The organism is Streptomonospora sediminis (assembly GCF_054778995.1).
Genome location: NZ_BAAGYZ010000103.1, coordinates 40,635 through 62,002 on the forward strand (window position 1 = coordinate 40,635; position 21,368 = coordinate 62,002).

At 71.2% G+C, this 21,368-nt stretch carries 14 protein-coding genes; 11 read left to right on the forward strand and 3 right to left on the reverse strand.

Going from position 1 to position 21,368, the window contains the following annotated elements; genetic code table 11:
• Positions 1 to 191: 191 nt before the first annotated feature.
• From ACYVD5_RS19955 to ACYVD5_RS19970, 4 genes are all read left to right on the forward strand, one after another.
• A complete protein-coding gene (locus ACYVD5_RS19955) occupies positions 192 to 893 on the forward strand; it encodes a response regulator transcription factor (RefSeq protein WP_461002610.1) in 702 nt (233 codons plus the stop codon).
• Positions 890 to 4,957, forward strand: coding sequence for an MMPL family transporter (locus ACYVD5_RS19960; protein ID WP_461002611.1), 4,068 nt, complete (start codon positions 890 to 892; stop codon positions 4,955 to 4,957). The genes ACYVD5_RS19955 and ACYVD5_RS19960 overlap by 4 nt, the downstream gene beginning before the upstream one ends.
• Positions 4,958 to 5,411: 454 nt before the next feature.
• Entirely contained in the window at positions 5,412 to 8,732 is a 3,321-nt protein-coding gene (locus ACYVD5_RS19965; RefSeq protein ID WP_461002612.1) for an AfsR/SARP family transcriptional regulator, read from the forward strand.
• A 161-nt stretch (positions 8,733 to 8,893) separates the two neighbouring features.
• Positions 8,894 to 9,040, forward strand: coding sequence for a hypothetical protein (locus tag ACYVD5_RS19970; protein WP_461002613.1), 147 nt, complete (start codon positions 8,894 to 8,896; stop codon positions 9,038 to 9,040).
• A gap of 169 nt (positions 9,041 to 9,209) precedes the next feature.
• On the opposite strand, the gene ACYVD5_RS19975 is transcribed toward ACYVD5_RS19970, so the two are convergent.
• Complete coding sequence (locus ACYVD5_RS19975) at positions 9,210 to 10,268, reverse strand: aldo/keto reductase (protein WP_461002614.1); 1,059 nt, start codon at positions 10,266 to 10,268, stop codon at positions 9,210 to 9,212.
• Between the two features lie 125 nt (positions 10,269 to 10,393).
• Here ACYVD5_RS19975 and ACYVD5_RS19980 point away from each other — a divergent pair, with 125 nt between their 5' ends.
• The 3 genes from ACYVD5_RS19980 to ACYVD5_RS19990 all read left to right on the forward strand — a co-directional run bounded on the left by ACYVD5_RS19980 (position 10,394) and on the right by ACYVD5_RS19990 (position 13,250).
• Positions 10,394 to 11,227 (forward strand): helix-turn-helix transcriptional regulator, encoded by an 834-nt coding sequence (locus ACYVD5_RS19980; RefSeq protein ID WP_461002615.1) that lies wholly within the window; start codon positions 10,394 to 10,396, stop codon positions 11,225 to 11,227.
• A 269-nt stretch (positions 11,228 to 11,496) separates the two neighbouring features.
• Complete coding sequence (locus ACYVD5_RS19985; protein ID WP_461002616.1) at positions 11,497 to 12,762, forward strand: hypothetical protein; 1,266 nt, start codon at positions 11,497 to 11,499, stop codon at positions 12,760 to 12,762.
• Complete coding sequence (locus ACYVD5_RS19990) at positions 12,759 to 13,250, forward strand: hypothetical protein (protein ID WP_461002617.1); 492 nt, start codon at positions 12,759 to 12,761, stop codon at positions 13,248 to 13,250. Before ACYVD5_RS19985 ends, ACYVD5_RS19990 begins: the two co-directional genes overlap by 4 nt.
• On the opposite strand, the gene ACYVD5_RS19995 is transcribed toward ACYVD5_RS19990, so the two are convergent.
• The gene (locus ACYVD5_RS19995) at positions 13,153 to 15,153 is read right to left on the reverse strand and encodes an ATP-binding protein (protein WP_461002618.1); all 2,001 of its coding nucleotides are present in this window, start codon (positions 15,151 to 15,153) and stop codon (positions 13,153 to 13,155) included. The two genes, ACYVD5_RS19990 and ACYVD5_RS19995, sit on opposite strands and share 98 nt — an antisense overlap.
• A 499-nt stretch (positions 15,154 to 15,652) precedes the next feature.
• On the reverse strand, positions 15,653 to 16,567 hold the full coding sequence (gene bla, locus ACYVD5_RS20000) for a class A beta-lactamase (RefSeq protein WP_461002619.1): 915 nt from the start codon (positions 16,565 to 16,567) through the stop codon (positions 15,653 to 15,655).
• Between the two features lie 206 nt (positions 16,568 to 16,773).
• On the opposite strand from bla, the gene ACYVD5_RS20005 reads away from it, so the two are divergent.
• From ACYVD5_RS20005 to ACYVD5_RS20020, 4 genes are all read left to right on the forward strand, one after another.
• On the forward strand, positions 16,774 to 17,670 hold the full coding sequence (locus ACYVD5_RS20005) for a LysR family transcriptional regulator (protein ID WP_461002620.1): 897 nt from the start codon (positions 16,774 to 16,776) through the stop codon (positions 17,668 to 17,670).
• Positions 17,667 to 18,587 (forward strand): serine hydrolase, encoded by a 921-nt coding sequence (locus ACYVD5_RS20010; RefSeq protein WP_461002621.1) that lies wholly within the window; start codon positions 17,667 to 17,669, stop codon positions 18,585 to 18,587. Before ACYVD5_RS20005 ends, ACYVD5_RS20010 begins: the two co-directional genes overlap by 4 nt.
• Before the next feature lie 308 nt (positions 18,588 to 18,895).
• Complete coding sequence (locus ACYVD5_RS20015) at positions 18,896 to 20,152, forward strand: Nramp family divalent metal transporter (RefSeq protein ID WP_461002622.1); 1,257 nt, start codon at positions 18,896 to 18,898, stop codon at positions 20,150 to 20,152.
• A gap of 149 nt (positions 20,153 to 20,301) precedes the next feature.
• Positions 20,302 to 21,156 (forward strand): SAM-dependent methyltransferase, encoded by an 855-nt coding sequence (locus ACYVD5_RS20020; protein WP_461002623.1) that lies wholly within the window; start codon positions 20,302 to 20,304, stop codon positions 21,154 to 21,156.
• Positions 21,157 to 21,368: the final 212 nt, after the last annotated feature.

Below are 21,368 nucleotides of genomic sequence, written 5' to 3' on the forward strand. Positions count from 1 at the left end.
CGCCGAATCCACCCGCTGGCGAGTTACGATCGGCGATGATCATGCAGAAATCCCCACCTCAGCTCCAATATGCGGGCATATCTGCAGGGTCATCGGTGCGCCGGGTGGCCCGCCGCCCGCCCGCCCCGGCAACCCCGCCGGCGCGGCGCTCTCATCTTCCTCTCATCACCCTGAGATTCCCTGGACGACCGATGAACCCACCCAGAATCCTCGTCGTCGACGACGAACCCAACATCGTCGACATGGTGACCACCGTGCTGGAGTTCCACGGCTTCGCGATGGCCGGCGCCGCCACCGCCGCCGAAGCGCATACGGCCGCCCGCGCCCACCGGCCCGACCTTGTGGTACTCGACGTCATGCTGCCCGACGGCGACGGGTTCGAAGTGTGCCGCGCCCTGCGGCGCTCCCTGCCCCGGGTGGGCATCGTCTTCCTCACCGCCAAAGACGCCCACAGCGAACGCATCGCGGGCCTCACCTACGGCGGCGACGACTACGTCACCAAACCGTTCAACATCGACGAACTCCTCGCGCGGGTGCGCGCCGTCCTGCGCCGCACCCTGCCCGAACCCGCCGAGGATCCCGGAGACGAGCCGCTGCGCTTCGCCGACATCGAACTCGACGAGCACGCCTGCACGGTCCACCGCGCCGGCCACCCGGTCCCGCTGTCGCGCACCGAGTTCGACCTGCTGCGCTACCTGATGCTCAACCGAGGCCACGTGCTCTCGCGCGCCCAGATCATCGACGCGGTGTGGAGCAGCGACTACACCGGCAGTTCCAACATCGTCGACACCTACATCGGTTACCTGCGCCGCAAACTCGGCGAGTTCGGCCCCAACCTCATCCGGACCCAGCGCGGATTCGGCTACGTGCTGCGCGAGGACGGCGGCCGATGAGGATCCGGCCGCCGCGCATCAGCACCCTGTCCGGCCGCATGGTGCTGGTCAACGCCGTACTGATGGCGCTCTCGCTGGTGGCGGTCGCCTCGGTCAGCACCGCGTTCCTGCGCTCCTACCTGCTCGAACGTGTCGACGAGCGCCTGGAGATCGCCGCCGAGATCGCCCGCACACAGCAGGACGGCATCTTCACCGAAAAGGCGGCCGATGTTAAGCAGCTCAACGCGCCGAGCGGCTTCATCGTGGAGTTCACCATCACGGAGGGCCCCGAAGCCGGCATGCACCGGTTGCAGGGGGCCGGGCCGGTCCTGCTGCGCGGCATCGACACCGCCACCGCGCCCGACGGGGTGTTCACCATCCACCGGGGCGGCGACGACTACCGCGCCACACTGGTCCACCTGCCCGACCACAATGCGGTCGGGTTGATCGCGGAGGCGCTGTCACCGGTCGAGGAAACCGTGCACCGGCTGGTAGCGGTCGAGGCGCTGGCGGCGGCGGCGATGCTGCTGCTCACTCTCGCAGCCGGATCCTCGGTGATCCGCCGCGGGTTGCGCCCCCTCGACGATGTCGTCGACACCGCAGAAGCCATCGCAGCGGGTGACCTGGAACGCCGAGTCCCCGCCCCGACCGGCGGCGACGCCAGCGAAGCGGGCCGGCTGACCCTGTCCATCAACCGCATGCTGGCGCGGCTGCGCTCCGCCCTGCACGCCCGGGCCGAATCCGAGGAGCGGCTGCGCCGGTTCGCCTCCGACGCCTCCCACGAGCTGCGCACCCCGCTCACGTCGATCCGCGGTTACCTGCAGATGGTCTCCCGCGGCGTCGTCGACGTCGCCCAGCGCCCCGATGTCATCACCCGCTCCGAGCAGGAGTCGGAACGCATGGCCGCCATAGTCGACGACCTGCTGTACCTGGCCCGGCTCGACGAGCGTCCCGCGCCCCGGCGCGACGTGGTCCGGCTGAGCCGGGTCGTCGCCGACAGCATCGCCGATGCGCGGGCCGCCCAACCCGACCGCGAATGGCGCGCCGAGATCAGCGCCGAAGGCCTGGTCCTCGGCGACGAGCAGGAGCTGCGCCAAGCATTGGCCAACCTGCTGGCCAACGTGCGCGTGCACACCCCCGCTACCGGCCCGGCGGTGGCCGCGCTGCGCCGGGTCGACGGATGCGTGGTCCTGGAGGTCAGCGACTCGGGCCCCGGCATGGCCGAGGAGACGGCGGCATTCGTGTTCGAGCGTTTCTACCGGGGCGGTTCGCCATCGCAGCGGCCCGGCAGCGGGCTGGGCATGCCCATCGTCCGGGCGGTGATGCGCGGCCACGGCGGCGACGCGGTGGTCACTTCCTCGGTCGAGGGCGGTACCGCGGTCCGCCTGGAGTTCCCGCCGGCAGAGGACGGTGCTTCGGGCACCGCCCGGCACCGCGGCGCGCCTCCCGGCGGCGAACGCCCCGATGCCGACCACTACGGCGACGGCCACCGTGACGACGGTCTCCCCGCAAACGGCGCATTCTCATCGCGCTCTCATCATCCTCGGGACCTCGCCTCATCCGGACCGGATGGGCTTGCGGCGGACCGATCACCGGGTGGGAGAAGGAGAACGAGTATGGCCGAACTGCTGTACCGCTTGGGCGGATTCGCGTTCCGCCGGCGGTGGCTGGTCGTGGTCATCTGGCTGGTGGTGCTGGCCGCCGCGGCCGGAGCCGCGGTCCAGTTCCGCGTCCCCATGAGTGACAGCTTCAGCATCCCCGGCACCGAGTCGGAGGAAGCCGCCGACCTGATCGACACGCGGTTCTCCGGCCAGGGCGGGACGATCACCGCAGTGCTCCGGGCACCCGACGGGGCCGACATCGTCGACGACGAGCAGTACGCCGACGCCATCCGCGCCACCGCCGACGAGCTGGAGGGCGTCTCCGGCGTGGACGGGGTCATCAGCCCGCACGCGCTGCTGACCGACGCCCGCGACCAGTACGACGCGGAAATGGCCGAGGCCGCGGACGAAGCCGCGGCAACAGCCCGCGAACAGGTCGCCCAGGAGGTCCCGCCGGGAACACCCGGCCGCGACCAGGTCGTGGACCAGATGGCCGCAGACGCCGAGCAGCAGGCCCGCGACCAGGTCGCCGAGGAGGCCCCCGCCTTCGACGAGGGGGAGGTGGTCGAGCAGATCCCGCAGTTCTCCGACGACCGCTCCACCGCGATGCTGCAGGTGCAGTTGGACCGGCCCGACGACGAGGTCGACCGGTCGACCGTCGATGCGGTCCTGGACACCGGCGACAGCGCGCGCGACGCAGGGTTCGACGTGGAGTTCAGCGGCCAGTCCATCTCCATGCAGCCGCCGGAGGTCGGCACCGGCGAACTCGTCGGTATCGGCGCAGCGCTGCTGGTTCTGCTGATCAACTTCGGCGCGGTGGTCGCCGCGGGCCTGCCGATCCTCGTTGCGCTGTTCGGCGTGGGGGTCGGGATGGCGCTGCTCTACGCCGCGTCCGGCGTCCTCGACCTCACCAGCACGGCACCGATCATGGCGATGATGCTCGGTATCGCCGTAGGCATCGACTACGTGTTGTTCGTGCTGTCGCGCCACCGCAAACAGGTGGCCGAAGGAATGGATCCGGCCGAATCGGTGGCCCGCTCCATCGGGACCGCCGGCGGCGCGGTCGTCTTCGCCGGCGCCACCGTCGTGATCGCGCTGCTCGGGCTGGCCGTCGTGCAGATCCCGTTCCTGACGGTCATGGGCGTCGCCGCAATGGTGACCGTCACGCTGGCGGTGCTGCTGACGGTCACGCTGCTCCCCGCGCTGCTCGGCTTCCTGGGCACCCGCATCACCGCCGGGCGGCTGCCGGTACTGGGGCGCCGCGCCGAAGCCGCGATGACCGCCGCGGAGCCCTTCAGCACCCGGTGGGTGCGGGCCGTTACCCGCCGGCCGCTGCTGCCGATCCTGGCCGTGCTGGCGGTGCTGGTCATGGCGCTGCTGCCGCTGCGCGACCTGCACTTGGGGCTGCCCAACGACGCCACCAGCGCCGAGGACACCACCCAGCGCCAGGCCTACGAGATCATCAGCGACGAGTTCGGCCCCGGCTACGGCTCGCAACTGGCGGTGGTGGCCGACCTCACCGGCCTGTCCGACACCCCGGCCGCCGCCGATGAGGTTGCCGAGCGCATCGAGAAGGTCGACGGCGTCGAGGAGGTCCTGCCCCCGCAGCTCAACGACGTCGAGGACACCGCGATCATCAGCGTGGTGCCCGAGACCGGGCCGTCGGCCTACGCCACCGAGGACCTGCTGCACGACGTGCGCGGCCTGGACGACGACATCGACCGCGAGACCGGGGCGCAGATCGCGGTGGCCGGCGCCACCGCCTCGGCCATCGACGTCTCCGAGAAGCTGGCCGAGGCCCTTCCGGTGTTCGCCGCGGTGGTCATCGGCCTCGCCCTGGTGCTGATGGTGATCGTGTTCCGCTCGATCGTCGTGCCGATCAAGGCGGCGCTGGGCTTCGTGCTCAGCGCGGGCGCCGCACTCGGGCTCACCGTGGCCGTCTTCCAATGGGGGTACGGAGCCGAACTGTTCGGGGTGGAAGCGTCGCCGACGCTGCTGGCGTTCATGCCGACACTGCTGATCGGCATCCTGTTCGGCCTGGCGATGGACTACGAGGTGTTCCTGGTCTCGCGGATGCGCGAGGACTACGTGCACGGCGGCGACGCGCAGGGCGCCGTCATCTCCGGGTTCACCCAGGGGGCCCGCGTGGTCACGGCCGCGGGGGTGATCATGGTCAGCGTGTTCGCGGCGTTCGTGTTCGGCCATAACGAGATGGTCAAACCCATCGCCTTCTCGCTGGCCGCCGGTGTGCTGTTCGACGCATTCCTGGTCCGTATGACCCTGGTCCCGGCGGTGATGGCCCTGTTCGGGCGGGCCGCCTGGTGGCTGCCGCGGTGGCTGGACGCGTTGCTGCCCAACGTGGACATCGAGGGCGAGAAGCTGGCGGCGGCCCACCCGGCATCCGGCGCCGGAGCAGCGGCCGACGCGCAAGGCGCCGGCGGCGGGCAGGACCTGCAGGATAGCGAGGCAGGAGCGCGCCCGTAGGCCGGTGCGCTCACCCGCGCAGCAAGGGGTCCGGCCCGGCGGCCGGGCCCCACGCTGCTGTGCGGCGGGTCCCGCAAGGCCGCGGGCCGCGGCGCCGGGTGTGCGCCGAGCGCGTGCCGGGCGCGCGGGCGGCTGCGGGGCCCCTGTTCACGGTGAACGGCCGTGTATTCTCCGGTTTTCCGTTGCGGCCAGGGTTATCATCCATTCACGTGCATCGGCACGTACGGGTGGCCATGCATTTTCCCGAGCAATTTCGCCGTTTCCGCGGCGCAGTGGGCCGGACGGGGAATGCGGCGCCGGAAACGGTACACCAGTCGGCCCGTGATATCCACATCGCCGCCGGATATCCACTGATCAACGCACTTGTCCGCTCCCTATAAAAAGGATCATCGAATTATGTATGGATTGACGTCAATTTCGGTGTGACCATAGGTCGCGGGAGGGGTGGTCGCCCATGGAGATACGACTGCTCGGTCCGGCGGTCCGCATCGTGGCCGACGGGCGGGCCGTGGACGCCGGCACCTTGAAAGAACGCGCGATATTGGCGACCCTCGCGCTGGTACCCGGCAAAGTCGTGCCGACCGGGACCATCATCGAACGTGTCTGGGGCAGCGCAACGCCGGCCTCGGTGCGCTCCAGCCTCCACGCGTACATAAGCCGCATCCGCACCCGGATCCGGGAAACCGGCGCGGGTGTCGGCCTGCCGTCGCGGTCGCAGGGCTATGTCCTGGAAATCCCCGGCGAGTCCGTCGACTGGCACCGGATGCGGTTACTGCGTACCAGTGCCGCCGAATCCGCAGAAGCGGGCAGGTACGGCCGCGCCGCCGAGCTGCTCGCGTCAGCCCTGAACCTCTGGGAAGGCGACCCGCTGGCCGAAATCCCCGGCCCGTGGACACACGGCTACCGCCGGGCCATGCACGAGACCTGGCTGCTCGTCGTGGAGCGGTGGGCGCAGGCGTGCCTGCAGATCGGCCGTTGCGACGACGTCATCGCCCACGTCTCCGAGGTGGCCGCCCGGTACCCCGACAACGAAGGGCTGGCCGTGGTGCTGATGAAAGCCCTGGCCGGCAGCGGCCGCCACGCCGAAGCGCTGGGTGTTCACGCCCGCCTGCGCGAGGATCTCGCCGCGCGGCAGGGCGGCCACCCCTGCGACGCAACGCAAGAGGTCTTTCAGCGCATCCTTACCGGGCAGGCCGAAGGCGCCGCCCGGCCCGGCGCGCGCCCGCAGACGGAGCGGGGCCATGGCGGAGCCGCAGCCGGTGCGGTCGAGGCGAACGGCTCCGCCGACCCCGCCGCACCCGCGGCCCCACCCGGCGCTGCGGCCGCCCCCGGAGCCGCGGCCGCCGGTGCCGGGCCGCCCGCAGCACCCGCCGCGCCGGGGGCTTCCGCGGTCCCCGTCCACGACAGCATCTCCCGCGGCATCGGCGACTTCTCCGCCCGCACCGACGAACTCGCCGCGATCCTCACTCGCGCACGCGGCCGGCCCGATGCAACGACCGTGGTGGTCATCTGCGGTCTGGGCGGCATGGGCAAGACGGCGCTCGCCGTCCGCGCCGCCCACCTGCTGCGCGGCGAGTTCGACATCCGCCTCCAACTCGACCTGCACGGCCACACCGCCGGACAGGCCGCGCTGGACCCGGCGCAGGCGCTGCACATGCTGCTGCGCAAGCTCGATGTGCCGGCCGAGGGCATACCGTCCGAACCTGAGGCGCGGGCGGCACTGTGGTCCAGCCGCCTCGCCGGGCGGCGGGCCCTGCTGCTCCTCGACGACGCCACCCGCGGCAGCATCGCCCCGCTGATCCCCGGAACGCCCGGCTGTGTCGTGCTCGTGACCAGCAGGTGGACGCTGACCGAGCTCGACGGTGTCCACCACGTTGCCCTCACCGCACTGGAACCTGACGAGGCGGCCGGGATGCTCACCGAGATCGCGGGCCTGGCACCCGACCGCGCCGGCGACGCCGATGTGCGCCGGATCGCGCTGAGCTGCGAGCGGCTGCCGCTGGCGCTGCGGGTGGCGGGCGGCCGGCTGCGCCACCACCCCACCTGGACGCCCGGCTACCTGGCCGACCGCATCGCCCGCAACGGCCTCGCGGAGATGCGCTCCGCCGACCACGATGTGGCCGGCGTCTTCGCCACCTCGGTCCAGGCGCTGAGCGCCGGTGCCCGAGCGGCCTTCCTGCGGATCGCCCTGCACCCGTCGCCGGAGTTCTCGCTGCCCGCGCTCGCCGCCGCACTCGGCAGCCCTGCACACGAAGCGGGGCCCGCCGAGGCCGCCGCGGACGAACTGCTCGACACCCACCTCGTCGAGGAGGTCGGGCCGGGCCGCTACCGCATGCACGCCCTGCTACTGGAGTTCGCCCGCAGCCGCGCGGCGGAGGTGCTGCCCGCCGCCGAACGGCGGGCGGTGCTGGTGCGGATCCTCGACCACTACTGGGCGGCGGCCGACGCGGCCGACCGGGCGGTGTCGCCGATGCGGCGCCGCCCGCCGGCGCTGCCCACCGCCCCGGAACACCCGGATCCCTTCGCGACCGCGGCGGCCGCACGCCACTGGTTCGAGGAGGAGTACCCGGCGATCGAGGCCGCCCTGACGTGCGCCCGCGAAGGCGAATTCAGCACGTCGGCCGATGTCGGCGCCTATGCCATCTGCCTTCCGCTGGCCATCGGGGCCCTCAGCGACACGGACGGGCCCTGGGAGAGCGCCGAGCGCCATCTCGCCGCCTGCCTGCAGCTGTGCCGGGAGCAGGGCGACGGCGGCAAGGCGGCGCTGGCGGCCTTCGAGCTGAGCCGGGTGCAGCGGCGGCTGCGGCGACTGGACGATGCAAAGGCCAACGCCGAGGCGGCGCTGGCCCACTGGCGCCGGGACGGCGACGTCGCGGGCGAGGCGGTGGCGCGGGATCAGCTCGGATCCGTCCAGTTCGCGGCCGCCCGCAACGGCGCCGCCCTTCGCGAGCACGAGGGGGCCGCGAAGCTGTTCGCCGACCTGGGAGACCACCGCCGCCATGCGGACGCGCTCAACCACGTCGGCACCTGCCACGCGATGCTGGGGGACTTGGACGCCGCCGAGAACGCCTGCTCATCGGCCGCCGCAACGCTGCGGGCGATCGGTGAGCCCCGCGCCGAGGCGCTCGCGCTCGCCAACTTCGCCGGCATCCTCCAGCGCCGCGGCTACCACCGCGACGCTCAGCGTTTCTGCGAGCTGGCACTCGCCGTCTTCGATGAAATCGGCGACCGCCTGCTCAGCGGCAGCGTCGCCCACAACCTGGCCGAGGTGCTGGCTTACCAGGGCAGTTTCGAGGAGGCGATCGCACACTTCCGCCGTGCACACGAACTCCTGATGCATGTCGGCGCGGAAGCCGAGGCGGTGCGGGCGCTGACGGGCATAGGTTCGGCGCTGCTGTCCCTGGGGCGGCGGGAGGATGCGTGGCACACGCTCCAAGATGCAACGGTGCTGGTCGAGCCGCTGTCGGATCCGGTGACCGAATCCCAGGTCATGCTGGCACTCGGCGACGCGTTGAGCGCCTACGAGCGGACGGCTGAGGCTCGGCTGCACTATCGCAACGCTCGGGGATTCGCCTCGAACGGAGCTTCGGCGGGCGACGAGGCACTGGCCAACGACCGGCTCGGTGATCTGAGCGCCCGTGGAGGGGATCAAGCCGAAGCGCTCGCGAACTGGAGGCGCGCGCTGAAATCGGCCGATCCCGGATCCGAGCACGCAGCGGCCATTCAGGTGAAAATCACCGCAATGGAGCAGTTTTCCTCATTTGTGTGGGCGTAGGTTGGCCTAACCTTTCGGGACGAGTCATGGAGATCGTTCGGGTCTGCTAACATTGCTCCTCCCGGCTGCGTGAGTGGCCGGTTCCCCTGCATGCGGCCGCGCCCCCCTGGGAGTGGATCGGCGCTTCCGCCATTCGCGTATTTTGGTTTCCTAGGAGAAGTGTGTCGGTTTCCGAATCCGTCCAGCTCGCCGAGTCGTTGCTGGTGCTTCTGGCTTCCGCCATTGACCAGCCGGGGTTGGGCGTTGCAAGCCCGATTGCGTTTTTGGAAATCGCCGTACAGCTTCGTGCGTGGATTTGGGTGCACTAAATTCGGCCACTGGTACCGTGATGGCACCACGCGTTCGGACCGCCGGTACAGCGGCTGCGGTCGACGGGAATCTCTTGCAAATCCGATTTCCATCCGCGGCGGACGTGTGCCGAATGACGGCCCCGAGGACGGCACCGGACGCCAGCACCGCCCTCGGGGTTCACCGCCATCAGCGGCGGGCTTCGATCTTCATGTCGCCGCGGGTCTCAGCACGCAAAAAGTCGCCGGCGAGCAGGTGGTGCGGGTAACCGAGTTCGATCGCGCCGGCCTCGTTGAGGCGGGCCAGCTGGGAGTCGGTGAAGTCGACCTCCAGGGCGCCCAGGTTGTTCTCCAGCTGTGCGGGGGTGCGCGCGCCGATGATCGGTGCCGTCACGTCCGGGTGCTGCACGTTCCAGGCCAGCGCAACCTGTGCCGGCGTGCGGCCCAGTTCCGCGGCGACCTCGCGTACGACCTCCACGATGTCGAAGTTGTGTTCGGTGAGCATGCCCAGGGCCGCATTCACGTCCTTGCGGGTGCTGTCGCCGCCGTCCGGCGACGTCAGGTCGTCGCGGTTGTACTTGCCGGTGAGCATCCCGCCGCCCAGCGGTGAGAACGGGACCACCCCCAGCCCCATCTCGCGTGCCATGGGGAGCAGGTCGCGGTCGCCGGCACGTTGGATCATGCTGTATTCGATCTCCAGCGCGACCAGCGGTGACCAGCCGCGCAGGTCGGCGACCGCCTGCATGCGCGCCACCTGCCAGGCCGGAATGTTGGAGACCGCCACGTACAGGACCTTGCCCTGCCGGACCAGATCGTCCATGCCGCGCAGGACCTCCTCGACCGGCGTCGTGAAATCCCATACGTGCAGGTACAGCAGATCGATGTAGTCAGTGTTCAGCCGCCGCAGGCTGGATTCCACCGACCCGAACAGGCTCTTGCGGTGCGGGCCCCCGGAGTTCGGGTCGCCGGACCGGCGCAGCGTCGTGTATTTCGTCGCCAGCACCAGGCTGTCGCGGTTGTTGCGGGTGAATTCACCCAGCAGGCGCTCGGAGCTGCCATGGGTGTAGGTGGGGGCGGTGTCGATGAAGTTGCCGCCGCGCTCGACGTAGCGGTCGAACAGCTTGCGCGCCTCGTCTTTCCCGGCTCCCCAGCCCCATTCGGTGCCGAAGGTCGCCGTGCCCAGCGCCAGTGGTGAGACCCGCAGCCCGGAGCGGCCGAGCAGCCGGTAGTTGTCAAGAGTGAGAGACATGGTGGTGTGGCCTCCAGTGCTTGCGGTCCGTTGCCGAAGACAAGCCTGCGGCCGCCGCGAGCCGGGGATAAGGGAGAGAACCGCCTAGGAAGACGGGTCCTACCCTCGCTGTAGAATCGGCGGTAATGACCACCCGCACCGTGGACTCGGCACAGGAACTGGCCGCGTTCCTGCGCTCCCGGCGCCGGCGCCTGGATCCGCACGATTTCGGCCTGCCGTTGCGCCGCCAGGCGCGGCGCACCCCCGGCTTGCGCCGCGAAGAGGTCGCCGAGCTGGCGGGGGTCAGTATCGACTACATCGTGCGGCTGGAACAGGGCCGCGGGCTGCGCCCCTCAGCCGACGTGGCCGAGGCGCTGGCCCAAGCGCTGCGCCTGGCCCCCAACGAACGCGCCCACCTCTTCAACCTCGCCCAGCAGCGCCCCCGCAACACCGGCAAGCCAACTGCTGCTGCAGCGCCGCCGCTGGTTACGCTGGTCGCCGACCTTTCCCCGCTGCCGGCCATGGTGATGAACCACCGCTTCGACATCCTTGCCTGGAACAGCGAGGCAACGAGGCTGCTGGTCGATTTCGAAACCCTGCCGCCGCAGCAGCGCAATTTGATGTGGTTGTGCCTGCTGGATCCGCGGATACGGGAGTTTTATACCGACCGCGAACGCGTGGTGCGCGAGGGAATCGGCCACCTGCGCGCCGCATGGGCCGCGTATCCGGAAGACCAGGCATTGACCGACCGGATCGCCGAATTCACTGCCCGCGACGAGGAATTCGCGCGGTTGTGGGCCGAGCCGGACATCAAGGTCAACGGCCGCGGCCGCAAAGAGATGCGCCATCCCCAAGCCGGGGTGATCGCAGTACAGTTCGAGGTCCTCTTGCCGCTTCAAGATCCGGACCAGCAGTTGGTGATCTTCCGCGCTGACGATGACGAAAGCCAGTCGGCATTGGACCGGTTGTGCGCACCGTGATACCGGACCATCCGTTCGTGCCCTGAGTCAGCCTGCCGTCGGCCGCCGCCGTTTCCGGATCGGTGCAAACGTCCCGCCGTCGTACTCGGAAGCACGCTTGCCCGGTCCGGATCCCCGGCGTTGCACATTCCTTGCACCCGACCGGTGCTGCACCGCAGGAACATCCCCAGCTTGGTGCAATCTCCTGCAAGCAATCGCCAAGGCATTCGGCAAGCACCGGTCCCCATCATCGGTTCCGCCAGTCGGCAAATGGCGATGGGAGAAGACCGATGGACAACGGAAACGAGGAACGGTTCGGCGGAAGAGGAGACAGCGTGCCGCTCGTCCCCCTCACCTGGCCGGTCGAGCACAGCGTGCTGGCGATGGTGCACAGTTGGCAGGCGGGCGACCGCTTGGCCGACTTCGTGCCCGCCCTGCTTGAGGGCGACCAGCGGCTGCACATTGCCCATGCAGTGCCCGCGGCCTCGCAGTTCGCCGTCTCGGGCGCCGAATACGTCCGCCGGATGGGCGCCGCCGCACTGAGCTGGGAACGCGCGCGGGCGCAGCGCTACGACCTGGCGATCGCGGCGCACATCGGCGACCTGGACCAGGTACGGGCCCCGGTCCTGCTGCTTGAGCACGGGGTCGGCCACTCCAAGCTCGTTCCGCGCCGCCCCGGCTACGGTCCGCCCGCACGCCGCCCCGTCAGCGGCGCGGCGGCGGGTGCCCTGGTGCGCTACGGCCGTGTGGTGCCCGCCGTGATCGGCATCGCCCACGAGCGCCAACGCGAACTCATCGCCCGAGAGGTGCCCGATGCGGCACAGGCGTGCGCGGTCGTCGGCGACCCTGCCTATGACCGGATGCTGGCCAGCCGCTCGCTGCGGAGCGCCTACCGCCGCGCGCTGGGGGTGGGCGAGCACCAGCGGCTGGTCGTCCTGGTCAGCACGTGGGGCCGCGGCGGGCTCGCGGGCAGCCGCCCGGAACTGCTCACCGAACTGCCGCGCGAACTGCCGGCGGATTACGTGGTCGCTGCGGTGCTGCATCCGGGCGTGTGGTCGGCCCACGGGCCGCGCCAGGTCGCCGCCTGGCTCGGCGAGGCGCGGCGGGCGGGGCTGCGGCTGCTCGCGCCCGAGGGGGCGTGGCAGGCACTGCTCGTCGCCGCCGATGCGGTCGTCGGCGACAACAGCTCCGTCACGTATTATGCCGCCGCCTTGGGCCGGCCGGTACTGCTCGCGGCGGGGGAGATGGCCGATATCGTGCCCGGTTCCCAAATAGCCGAGCTGTACCGCCGGGCGCGCCCGTTCCGCAGCGGCGAACCCGCCGCCGACCAGATCGGGCGGGCCATCGACCGCGCCGACCCCGAGCACGGCGAGGCACTGGCAGGGCTGCTGACCTCGGTGCCGGGCCGCTCCGCCCGGCTCATCCGCCGGCAGGCCTATTCGCTCATGGGCTGCGCCGAGCCGGACCGGCCGCCCGCACTGCGCCCGCTGCCCGCGCCGAAACCGGTGGCGGCCGACGACGATGCCGGACCGGGCTTTGGCGCCCGGGCCGCGTGAGCGCCCCGCGCTGGGCCCGCGTGTGCAGCGAGGTGGCTGTACACGCGGCCGGCGGCGCCTTGCTGGAGCGCGCCGCCGAGGACCAGGTCTGGGCGGCGTGCTGTGCTGACCGGGCCTGGCTGCTCGCAGCCGACGTCGTGTCCCTGCGGCACCCCGGTTGCGGGCCGCAGCAGCCGCCGGCCGGCCCCGACCGGCTCGCCCGCGGCGCCCCGGCATGCCGGGTGCGGGCCGTGGCGGTGCCCCGCCCCGCCGTCATCGTCGACGGCAGCGGGGCCGACCTGCCCGCGCGCTCGGGCTGGGACGCCCGGCTGCTCGGCTCCCTGGCCCACTCCTGGTTGTCGGCGGGCCTGGACCTGGCCGAGCTGGCCCGCGCCTGGCCGGTGCGGACGCTTACCGATTTCCAGGCCGCGGCCGCGCGTCGATCCGTTGCCGTATCTCTGCGGCTCGGGACTGGTGCTGCGCACTGTAGATGGACAGCGCTGTATTGAGATGCGCGAGCTCATCGCCGGTGCGCCCTTCGGCGGCGGCGGCGTCGGCCAGCAGCACGTGGATGCCGGCGGTCTCGGTTTCGGCACCGAGGCCGCCGGCGATGCGCAGCGCCTCGGCCAGTTCCGATCCGCCGTGGGATCCGGCGGCGGCCCGGCTTGCGGCCAGTCCCACCAGGGTCCGCAGCCGCATGTAAGGTTCGGCGGATTCGGTGAAGCGGTCCAGCGCGCGGTGGAAGTGCGCCTCGGCCGCGGCGTGGTCGCCGCGGTCGCGGGCCGCCTCGCCCAGGCGGCGCCGCATCAAGGCGATCCCGCGCTGCCGGCCCAACCGCTGGTGGATCTCCAGCGCCCGCTCGAAGTGGCCGGCCGCCGCTGCAGGCGCGCCCAGCGCCAGTTCGGCCACCCCGCAACTCTCCAGCGCCGCCGCCTCACCGAGCGCGTGGTCGGCGCGCGCCCATTGCTCCAAGGCCGCATACAGTGGCTCGCGGGCCGCCGCGGCCTCGCCGCGCTGCAGCCGCAGCGATCCCAAGCCGCGGAGCATGAGCCCTTGTGCCGCCGGATCGCCCGCAGCGCGCGCCGCAGCCAGCCCCGTCTCGTAGGTTTCGCTCCAGGCACCGAAGTGCTTGCGCAGCAGGAACAGGTTCCACAGCGCCTCGCACAGCTGCCAGCTCGCCTCGTAATTCCCGTCGGAGTGGCAGGCCGCGACCCCGGCGCGCAGGTTCGGCAGTTCGGTTTCCAGCCACGCCAGCGCCGACTGCCGGTCGGCGAAGCGCTCGCCGTGGCGCGGCTCATCGAACCGCGCCCCCAGGTGCCAGCGGCCCGGGTTGAGCCTGAGGTCGGCATCGACGGCCGAATCCAGGTAGTGGTCGGCCAGGCGCCGCCGGGCCGCGCTGCGCTGGGCCGCGGATTCCTCCTCGGCCAGGCGCCGGCGCGCGTGCAGCCGGTTCAGGTCGTGTTGGCGGTAGCGCCCCGGCGCGTGCTCCTCCAGCAGATGGGCTGACAGCAGGTCCTCCGCGGCGGTTTCGGCGCTGTCCGCGGAGGTTTCCAGCAGCGCTGCCATCGCCGCCGGCGTGGTGTCGGGGCCCTCGGTATGGCCGAGCCTGCGGTACAGGCGCCGTGCCGCATCGGGCAGTGCCGCGTAAGAGGTGTCCAGCACCGCCTGCACGGAAAGCTCCTCCTCGCGGCTGAGCCTGGCCAGGCGTCCCCGCTCGTCGGCGAGCTGGTCGGCGAGCCGTCCGACGGTTTTGCCCGGGCGCCGCGCCAATCCGCTCGCGGCCGCGCACAGGGCCAGCGGGAGCCGGCCGCACTGTGCGACCAGCCGCCGCACCGCCGCGGCCTCCCCGCTGCGGTCGGCGCCCAGCATCCGCTGCACGAGGTCGGCGGCGGCGTTCTCGTCCAGCGGGGCGACCTCGACGAAGGCCGCAGCGTCCGCGGTAAGCCCGGCCAGCTGCAGCCTGGTGGTGACCAGTACGACATGGGCCCCCGACCCCGGCAGCAGCAGGCGGACTTGGGCGGCCGAGGCGGCGTTGTCCAGCAGCAGCGCCATACTGCGCCCTGCGGTGCTGGAGCGGAACTGCGCGGCGCGCGCACCCGGCTCGGGAGCGATCCGGGCGGGGTCGGTGTTCAGGGCGCGCAGGAACCCGTCGAGTACGTCAGCAGGGTCCACGGGGCCGCCCCGGTCGAATCCGCGCAGGTCGGTATAGAGCAGGCCGTCCGGAAAGGCGTCGGCGAGCACATGCAGGAAACTGGTGGCGAGCGCGGTCTTGCCCACTCCGCCGGGCCCGTCCAGAACGACGATCTGCGGTACCCCGTCGCTGCGGGCGGCGCGGGCCGCGGTGTCGAGCCGGTCCCACTCGGATTCGCGGTCGGTGAAATTCCGCGGCGCCAGCGGAAGCTGGCGGGGCACCGGGGGCGCCTGGTGAGACTGCGGTGCGGGACCCGCCGAATGCACGGTTATATCCCCGTGTACGGTGCCGGCCTGTACGACGGCGCCCACGGCGCCGCCGGAAACGGTGGTGCCATTGGCTCTATCGGCTCGGTCGGCTCTGCCGGCGCCGGCTGCGGTACCGGCGGAATCACCGCCGTCCTGGCACGGCGGCGTCGTGCGGCCATCCCGGTGCGCCGAGTCCCTGTTGCCGGGACCGTCCGGGGATGCGCGCATCACTTTCCTTCCGGATTCTCTTATTAGAAGGAAAGCGATCTTAACATCGTCCATTCGGCAGGCTGCCGATAGGGTCCGGTTTGCGGTGCGGCGGGAGGTGACGCAGTTACTGAAGTGGTGAAAAGGAATAATTTAAAAACAATGCCGACGCATATTTCGCACTCCGGCGGGCGGGGGCGACCCGCCCGACGCGCGTGGCCCGCAGCCACCTCCCGATCGGGTGGCTGCGGGCCCGCCACCGGTGTCAGTCCAGCGCGTCGACGGCCACTTCGGCGGCCCCGGCGATGAGGGCGTCGTCGTAGTCCTTGACATCGCGGTAGGACATGACCGCGATCACGATCGGGTCGTCCTCGGGCGGCCAGATCACGGCGATGTCGTTGCGGGTGTAGTCGCCCCCGCCGGACTTGTCGCCGACCTTCCAGTCCTCGGGCACTCCGGCGCGGACCAGGCCGTCGCCGGTGGTGTTGCGGTGCAGCATGTCCACGAGGATCTCCCGCTTCTCAGCGGGCAGTGCGTCGCCCAGGGTGTAGGCGCGCAAGGTCTCGGCCATGGCCTTCGGTGTGCTGCTGTCCTCGATGTCGCCGGGCTGCCACTCGTTGAGTTCGGGCTCGATCCGGTCGACGTGGGTGGTGTCGTCCCCGAGTTCGGTCAGCGCGTCCTGCAGGCCGCTCGGCCCGCCCAGTTCGCGGAAGAGCAGGTTGGCCGCAGTGTTGTCGCTGTAGCGCACGGCGGCGTCCATCACCTCCTGCAGTTCCATGCCCTCGTCGACGTGCTTCTCGGTGATCGGGGCGTATTCGAGCAGGTCGTCCTCTGTGTAGGTGATGTGCTTGTCCAGATCCTCCACCGGGGTCTGGTCCAGCACCGCGCCCGCCGAGAACGCCTTGTGCGTGGAGGCGTAGCCGAACCGGTCGCCGGCGTTGTAGGCGACGGCTTCGTTGGAGCCGGTGTCCAGCGCGTAGACGCCCAGTGTGGCGTCGAACTCCTTCTCCAGCTTCTTGAACTGCGGCTTGAACTCCCCGGGCGTAACAGCGGGGCCGGAGCCGGACTGCGAACCCGCGGTGGGTGTGGCGGTCTCGGCCGTCGCACAGCCGGCGAGGGGGACGAGGGCGAGCGCGGCCGCCGCCGCGAACCGGGTGGCCCGGCCGGGTCTGGTGAACATGGGGCGGTCCTCCTGTCATTGGGTCGGCGCGCGAGGCTCGGTATCGCCGAGGGCAGGACCGGACACGGCGGCCCCCGTACCGCCCGGCGCGCGGGTGGGAGGCCGCCGCCGCTCGGCGGCCTCGCAGTGAGTCTTGCGGGCCACCACCGATGCCGTCTAAGACGAAAATGACAACTTCCATGCAGATTCGGCATAGCCTGCGGGTCATGGATCTTGTCGGTGCCTGTGTCGCCTTCGTGCACGTGAGTGAGCGCGGCAGCTTCACCCTCGGCGCGGCTGCGGCACGCATTCCCCAGCCCGTGGCCAGCCGCCGTATCGCGGCGCTGGAACGGCACCTCGGCGGCCGGCTGTTCGACCGCTCGACCCGGCGTGCCACGCTGACGCCGTTCGGCCGCAACATGCTGCCCTCCGCCAAACGCCTGGTCGGCCTGGCCGAGGAGATGCAGCACGACGCCGAACGGGCCCGGCTCGCGCCGCTGCGCCTGGCCGTCCCCGACGTTTGCGGCACCCGCGACCTCGCCCTGCTCGGTGCCGATGCGCTTCGGGAGGGCATCAACCTCGACCTGCAACCGGCCCCGCCGCCGGGGCGCGACGAGCTGCTGCGTACCCGGCAGGTCCGCGCCGCGATCGCCGCGGTACCGCCCGACGAGGCCATCTGGTCGGTGCCCCTGGGCGTGGCCGGCGCGGCCGAGCCCCGCGCGGCGGCGGTCTACCTGGAGACACTGCGCGTCGGCCGCGGAGACACCGGTTCCCGGCGCCGGCTGTGGATCCAGCCCGAGGATGACGTTCCGCACATCCGCGACCGCATCCGGCGGCACAGCGTCGCCGCCGGCCTGCAGCCTGCGCAGGTGGCGGTGTCGGCCGCGCTCGCCGCGGCTACCGCGCAGGTGCTCGGATCGGCCGACCTGCTGCTGTGCTCGGCCGGGCAGGCGCGGGAGCTGGGCCTGTACTGGCGCCCGATCGGCGAGATCCGGCCATTGCGCGGCTACACATACACTGTCGCCGCGGGAGCCGGGGACGAAACCGAGCGCATCGGGACCGCGCTCGCCGACGGCATCGCACGCTGCCTCGGTGCGCCCGCAAACGGACAGGTGACGCAATGAAACCATTCGGCGGCGACAGCGAAGGCGCGCTGCTGCGGGAAATCCGCGGCGAGCTCGCCGACGGCGGCCTGTACGGCTCGTTCCTGGTGCGCGACCTCGACACCGGCGACGAGGTGGGCATCGAGCCCGATACGACCCTGCCGGTGGCGTCGCTGGTGAAAGTGCCGCTGGCCGCCGCGACCCTGGACCGGGTGCGCCTTGGCGAACTGGACGGCGCCGCGCGCTTGGAGGTCGAACCCGGCCGGGTGACCACCCCCGGTCCGATGGGCGTGACCCGGTTCCGCCACCCCGCCGCCATTGCGCTCGCAGACCTCGTCTACCTCAGCACCTCGATCAGCGACAACGCGGCCGCCGACGCGCTGTTCGGGCTCACCCCGCCGGCCGAGGTCGCGAGCTGGCTGGAGTCGGCGGGCCTGCGCGGTATCTCCATCCGGCACCTGCTCGGCGAGCTGAGCGAGACCCGGGCCGAACGCATGGTCCCCAACGAAGTGCACCTGGCCCACACTCTGGCCATCGAAGCGGGCACGCCGGGCCGCGGGCACGGCATCGCCCTGCTCGATGTCACCCGCGCAAACTCCGGTTCGGCGCGTGCCCTGGTGGACCTGCTCCAGGCGCTGTGGCGGCCGTCGGCGATCCACCCCGAGGTCGCAGCCCAGGTGCGCGAGCTGATGGGCGCCAACGTGCTCCGCCACCGGCTGGCCCCGGACTTCGCCTCCGATGCGTCGACGTGGTCGTCCAAAACCGGGACACTGCTCAACCTGCGCCACGAGTTCGGCGTCGTCGAGCACGCCGACGGCCAGACGTTCGGCGTCGCGGCCTTGACCGCGTCGCAGGTGCCCGCCATCGTCCAGACGGGTGCCGAGGCCTTGATGGGCCGCTCCGCCCGCCGCCTGCGCGACCACCTGCGCGGCATGTAGGCGGCTGCCCGACCCCGGCAGAGCCTGCGCCGCCCGCCCGAGGCGGCGCCGCGCCCCCTGCTCGTACCGGCCTTGCTTGCGCCTGCTCGCGCCGGCCGGTCGAGCCGCCCTGATCGTGCGGAACCGGCGCTCGGCGCCCGGTTCCCGGCAACCGGTGCCGCGCCGGCGAAGCGCCCCGAACCGGCCGATGGCCGCGGGGTGCTGGACAGGATGGTTACCGGGGTTGCCGAGAACCATACATATGGCGTGGAATCGCACGGTGGTACGGCCTCCGTACCCCTCAATGCGATGACCTCGAAGGGAAACTTGTGGCGCAACAGGAGATAACCGAGCAGTACAACGCCCGGTGGAAGCACATCGGCCCCGGAATCGTCGCCGCGGCCACCGGGGTCGGCTCGGGGGATCTCGTTGCCAGCCTTGTCGCGGGGGAGCGGTTCGGTTACTCGCTGCTGTGGGCGGTGGTTCTCGGCTGCATTGTGAAGATCGCGCTGGCCGAGGCGACCGGCCGCTGGCACCTGGCCTCGGGCCGGACCATCTTCGACGGCTGGCGCAGCATGGGCGTGTGGACGTTCGTCTTCTTCGCCCCGTACATCGTGCTGTGGGGCTTCGTGTACGGCGCCACCGCAATGTCGGCGACCGCGCTGCCGCTGGCGGCGCTGTTCCCCTCAGTGCCGCTGTGGGTGTTCGCGGTCATCGCCGGGATCTCCGGCCTGCTCTTCGTCTGGTTCAGCCGGTACCCGGTGCTGGAGCGGGTGATGACCGTCCTGATCGGCGTCCTGTTCGTCACCGTCGTGGGGCTGGCCGCCTACCTGCTGCCCAGCCTGGGCGGTATGGCCGCGGGGCTGGTGCCCACCGCTCCCGATGGCTCGCTCGTCTACACCCTCGGCCTCATCGGCGGGGTCGGCGGCACGATCACCATGGCCTGCTACGGGTTCTGGGTCAACGCCAAAGGCTGGCGCAGCGCCGGCTGGATCCGGATGATGCGGCTGGACAACCGGGTCGCCTACATCACCACCGGCGTATTCGTGGTGGCGATGCTGATCGTGGGCGCCGAGCTGCTGAGCTCGGCCGAGGTCGCGCTGGCCGAAGGCGATCGGGGGCTGCTCACGCTGGCCGAGGTGCTGGAGGAGCGGTTCGGCACCTTCATCTCGGTCGTGTTCCTGGTCGGGTTCTTCGCGGCCGCCTACTCCTCGCTGCTGGGGGTATGGCACGGCGTCAGCGTCATGTTCGCCGACTTCGTGGGCAACATCCGCGGACGCACCGAGCGGCCGGTGGAGGAGCGTGAGACGAGTTGGGAGTTCCGCGGCTACCTGCTGTGGCTGACCTTCCCGCCCATGCTTCTGCTGCTGCTGGACAAGCCGATCGCGCTGATCATCGCCTACGGCGTGCTCGGGTCGGCGTTCATGCCCTTCCTCGCCTTCACGCTGATGTGGCTGCTGAACACGCGGCGGACGCCGCAGGAATGGCGCAACGGGATCGTGGGCAACATCGGGTTGTCCATTGCCGGCGGGCTCTTCTTGGTGCTGTGCGGCCACGAGATCTGGAGTCAGATCACCGGAGCGTGAGCACGGCGGCGGCCGGGCGCGGCGCACAAGCCCCCGAGCTGCAGGAGATCGCGATACCGAGCGGTTCGCCCTAAAGTAACGGTGTTTCGTAATCGCAGTGGTTCCTCCCGCAACGTCCGCATACGTCCTTTGCCAGGTCCAGTCACAGAGTGAAACGGGTTACCGCCATGACCGACGCGCCCACCCCGGAACCGGCCGCTCCCGCCGGGATCGACACCACCGTCCCCAGCCCCGCCCGGCTGTACGACTACTACTTGGGGGGCAAGAACAATTACGCCGTCGACCGGGAGATGGGCGACCGGATCATGCGGACACTGCCCGAGACCCGCCAGAGCGCCCGGGCCAACCGGCTGTTCCTGGGCCGGGCGGTGGACCATCTGTGCGAGCAGGGCATCGACCAGTTCATCGACATCGGCTCCGGGCTGCCCACCCAGGAATCCGTCCACGAGGTCGCCCGCCGCCACCACCCCGGCGCCCGGGTCGTCTACGTCGACTACGACCCAGCCGTGCGGGTGCACGCCGAAGCGCTGCTGGCCGACGAGCCCGAGCTGACCGGCGTGGTCCAAGCGGACATGCGCGAACCCGAGGCGCTTTACACCCACCCCCAGCTGACCGGCCACATCGACCTCCAGCGCCCCGTGGGGCTGCTGATGCTGGCCCTGCTGCACTTCGTGACCGACGACCAGCACCCCTACGAGCTGGTGCGCCGCCACCTGGAGCACCTGGCCCCGGGCTCCTACGTGGCGATCAGCCACGCCGAGTCCGACAGCCACCCCGAGCGCGCCGATTTCGCCAGCGACACCTACCGCACCTCCAGCGCCCGGCTGCGGGTCCGCACCCAGGAGGAGATCAAGGCGTTCTTCACCGACGTCGAACCGGTCGAGCCCGGCGTGGTGCACCTCGCCGACTGGCGCCCGCGCGCTGACCAGCCCTACTACTCCCCCGAGCAGGTATCGGGCCTATGCGGAGTCGCCCGCTGGGACGGCGCCCCCGATCGGGGCTGACCGCCCGGGAACGGGAGCCTCGCCCATTGCAGCGAGCGGGCGAGGCACAACCCGGGACCGCCGGGCGCGGCCCGCCGCCGCCCGCGCCGGCCGCGGCCATCCCCGGTTCGGTGTTCATCGCGTGTTCGTTTCCATCCGGTGAATCCGGCCGCGCCGAACGGATGAACCGATTCACCTGCTGCGTTGCGCAAAACACCGCCGGCCGCGAACTC

What these genes read in the sequence shown, in the direction of transcription:
- ACYVD5_RS19955 (WP_461002610.1), top strand. Translation starts at nt 192, where the DNA reads ATGAACCCACCCAGAATCCTCGTCGTCGACGACGAACCCAACATCGTC.
- ACYVD5_RS19960 (WP_461002611.1), top strand. Translation starts at nt 890, where the DNA reads ATGAGGATCCGGCCGCCGCGCATCAGCACCCTGTCCGGCCGCATGGTG.
- ACYVD5_RS19965 (WP_461002612.1), top strand. Translation starts at nt 5,412, where the DNA reads ATGGAGATACGACTGCTCGGTCCGGCGGTCCGCATCGTGGCCGACGGG.
- ACYVD5_RS19975 (WP_461002614.1), bottom strand. Translation starts at nt 10,268, where the DNA reads ATGTCTCTCACTCTTGACAACTACCGGCTGCTCGGCCGCTCCGGGCTG.
- ACYVD5_RS19980 (WP_461002615.1), top strand. Translation starts at nt 10,394, where the DNA reads ATGACCACCCGCACCGTGGACTCGGCACAGGAACTGGCCGCGTTCCTG.
- ACYVD5_RS19985 (WP_461002616.1), top strand. Translation starts at nt 11,497, where the DNA reads ATGGACAACGGAAACGAGGAACGGTTCGGCGGAAGAGGAGACAGCGTG.
- bla (WP_461002619.1), bottom strand. Translation starts at nt 16,567, where the DNA reads ATGTTCACCAGACCCGGCCGGGCCACCCGGTTCGCGGCGGCGGCCGCG.
- ACYVD5_RS20005 (WP_461002620.1), top strand. Translation starts at nt 16,774, where the DNA reads ATGGATCTTGTCGGTGCCTGTGTCGCCTTCGTGCACGTGAGTGAGCGC.
- ACYVD5_RS20010 (WP_461002621.1), top strand. Translation starts at nt 17,667, where the DNA reads ATGAAACCATTCGGCGGCGACAGCGAAGGCGCGCTGCTGCGGGAAATC.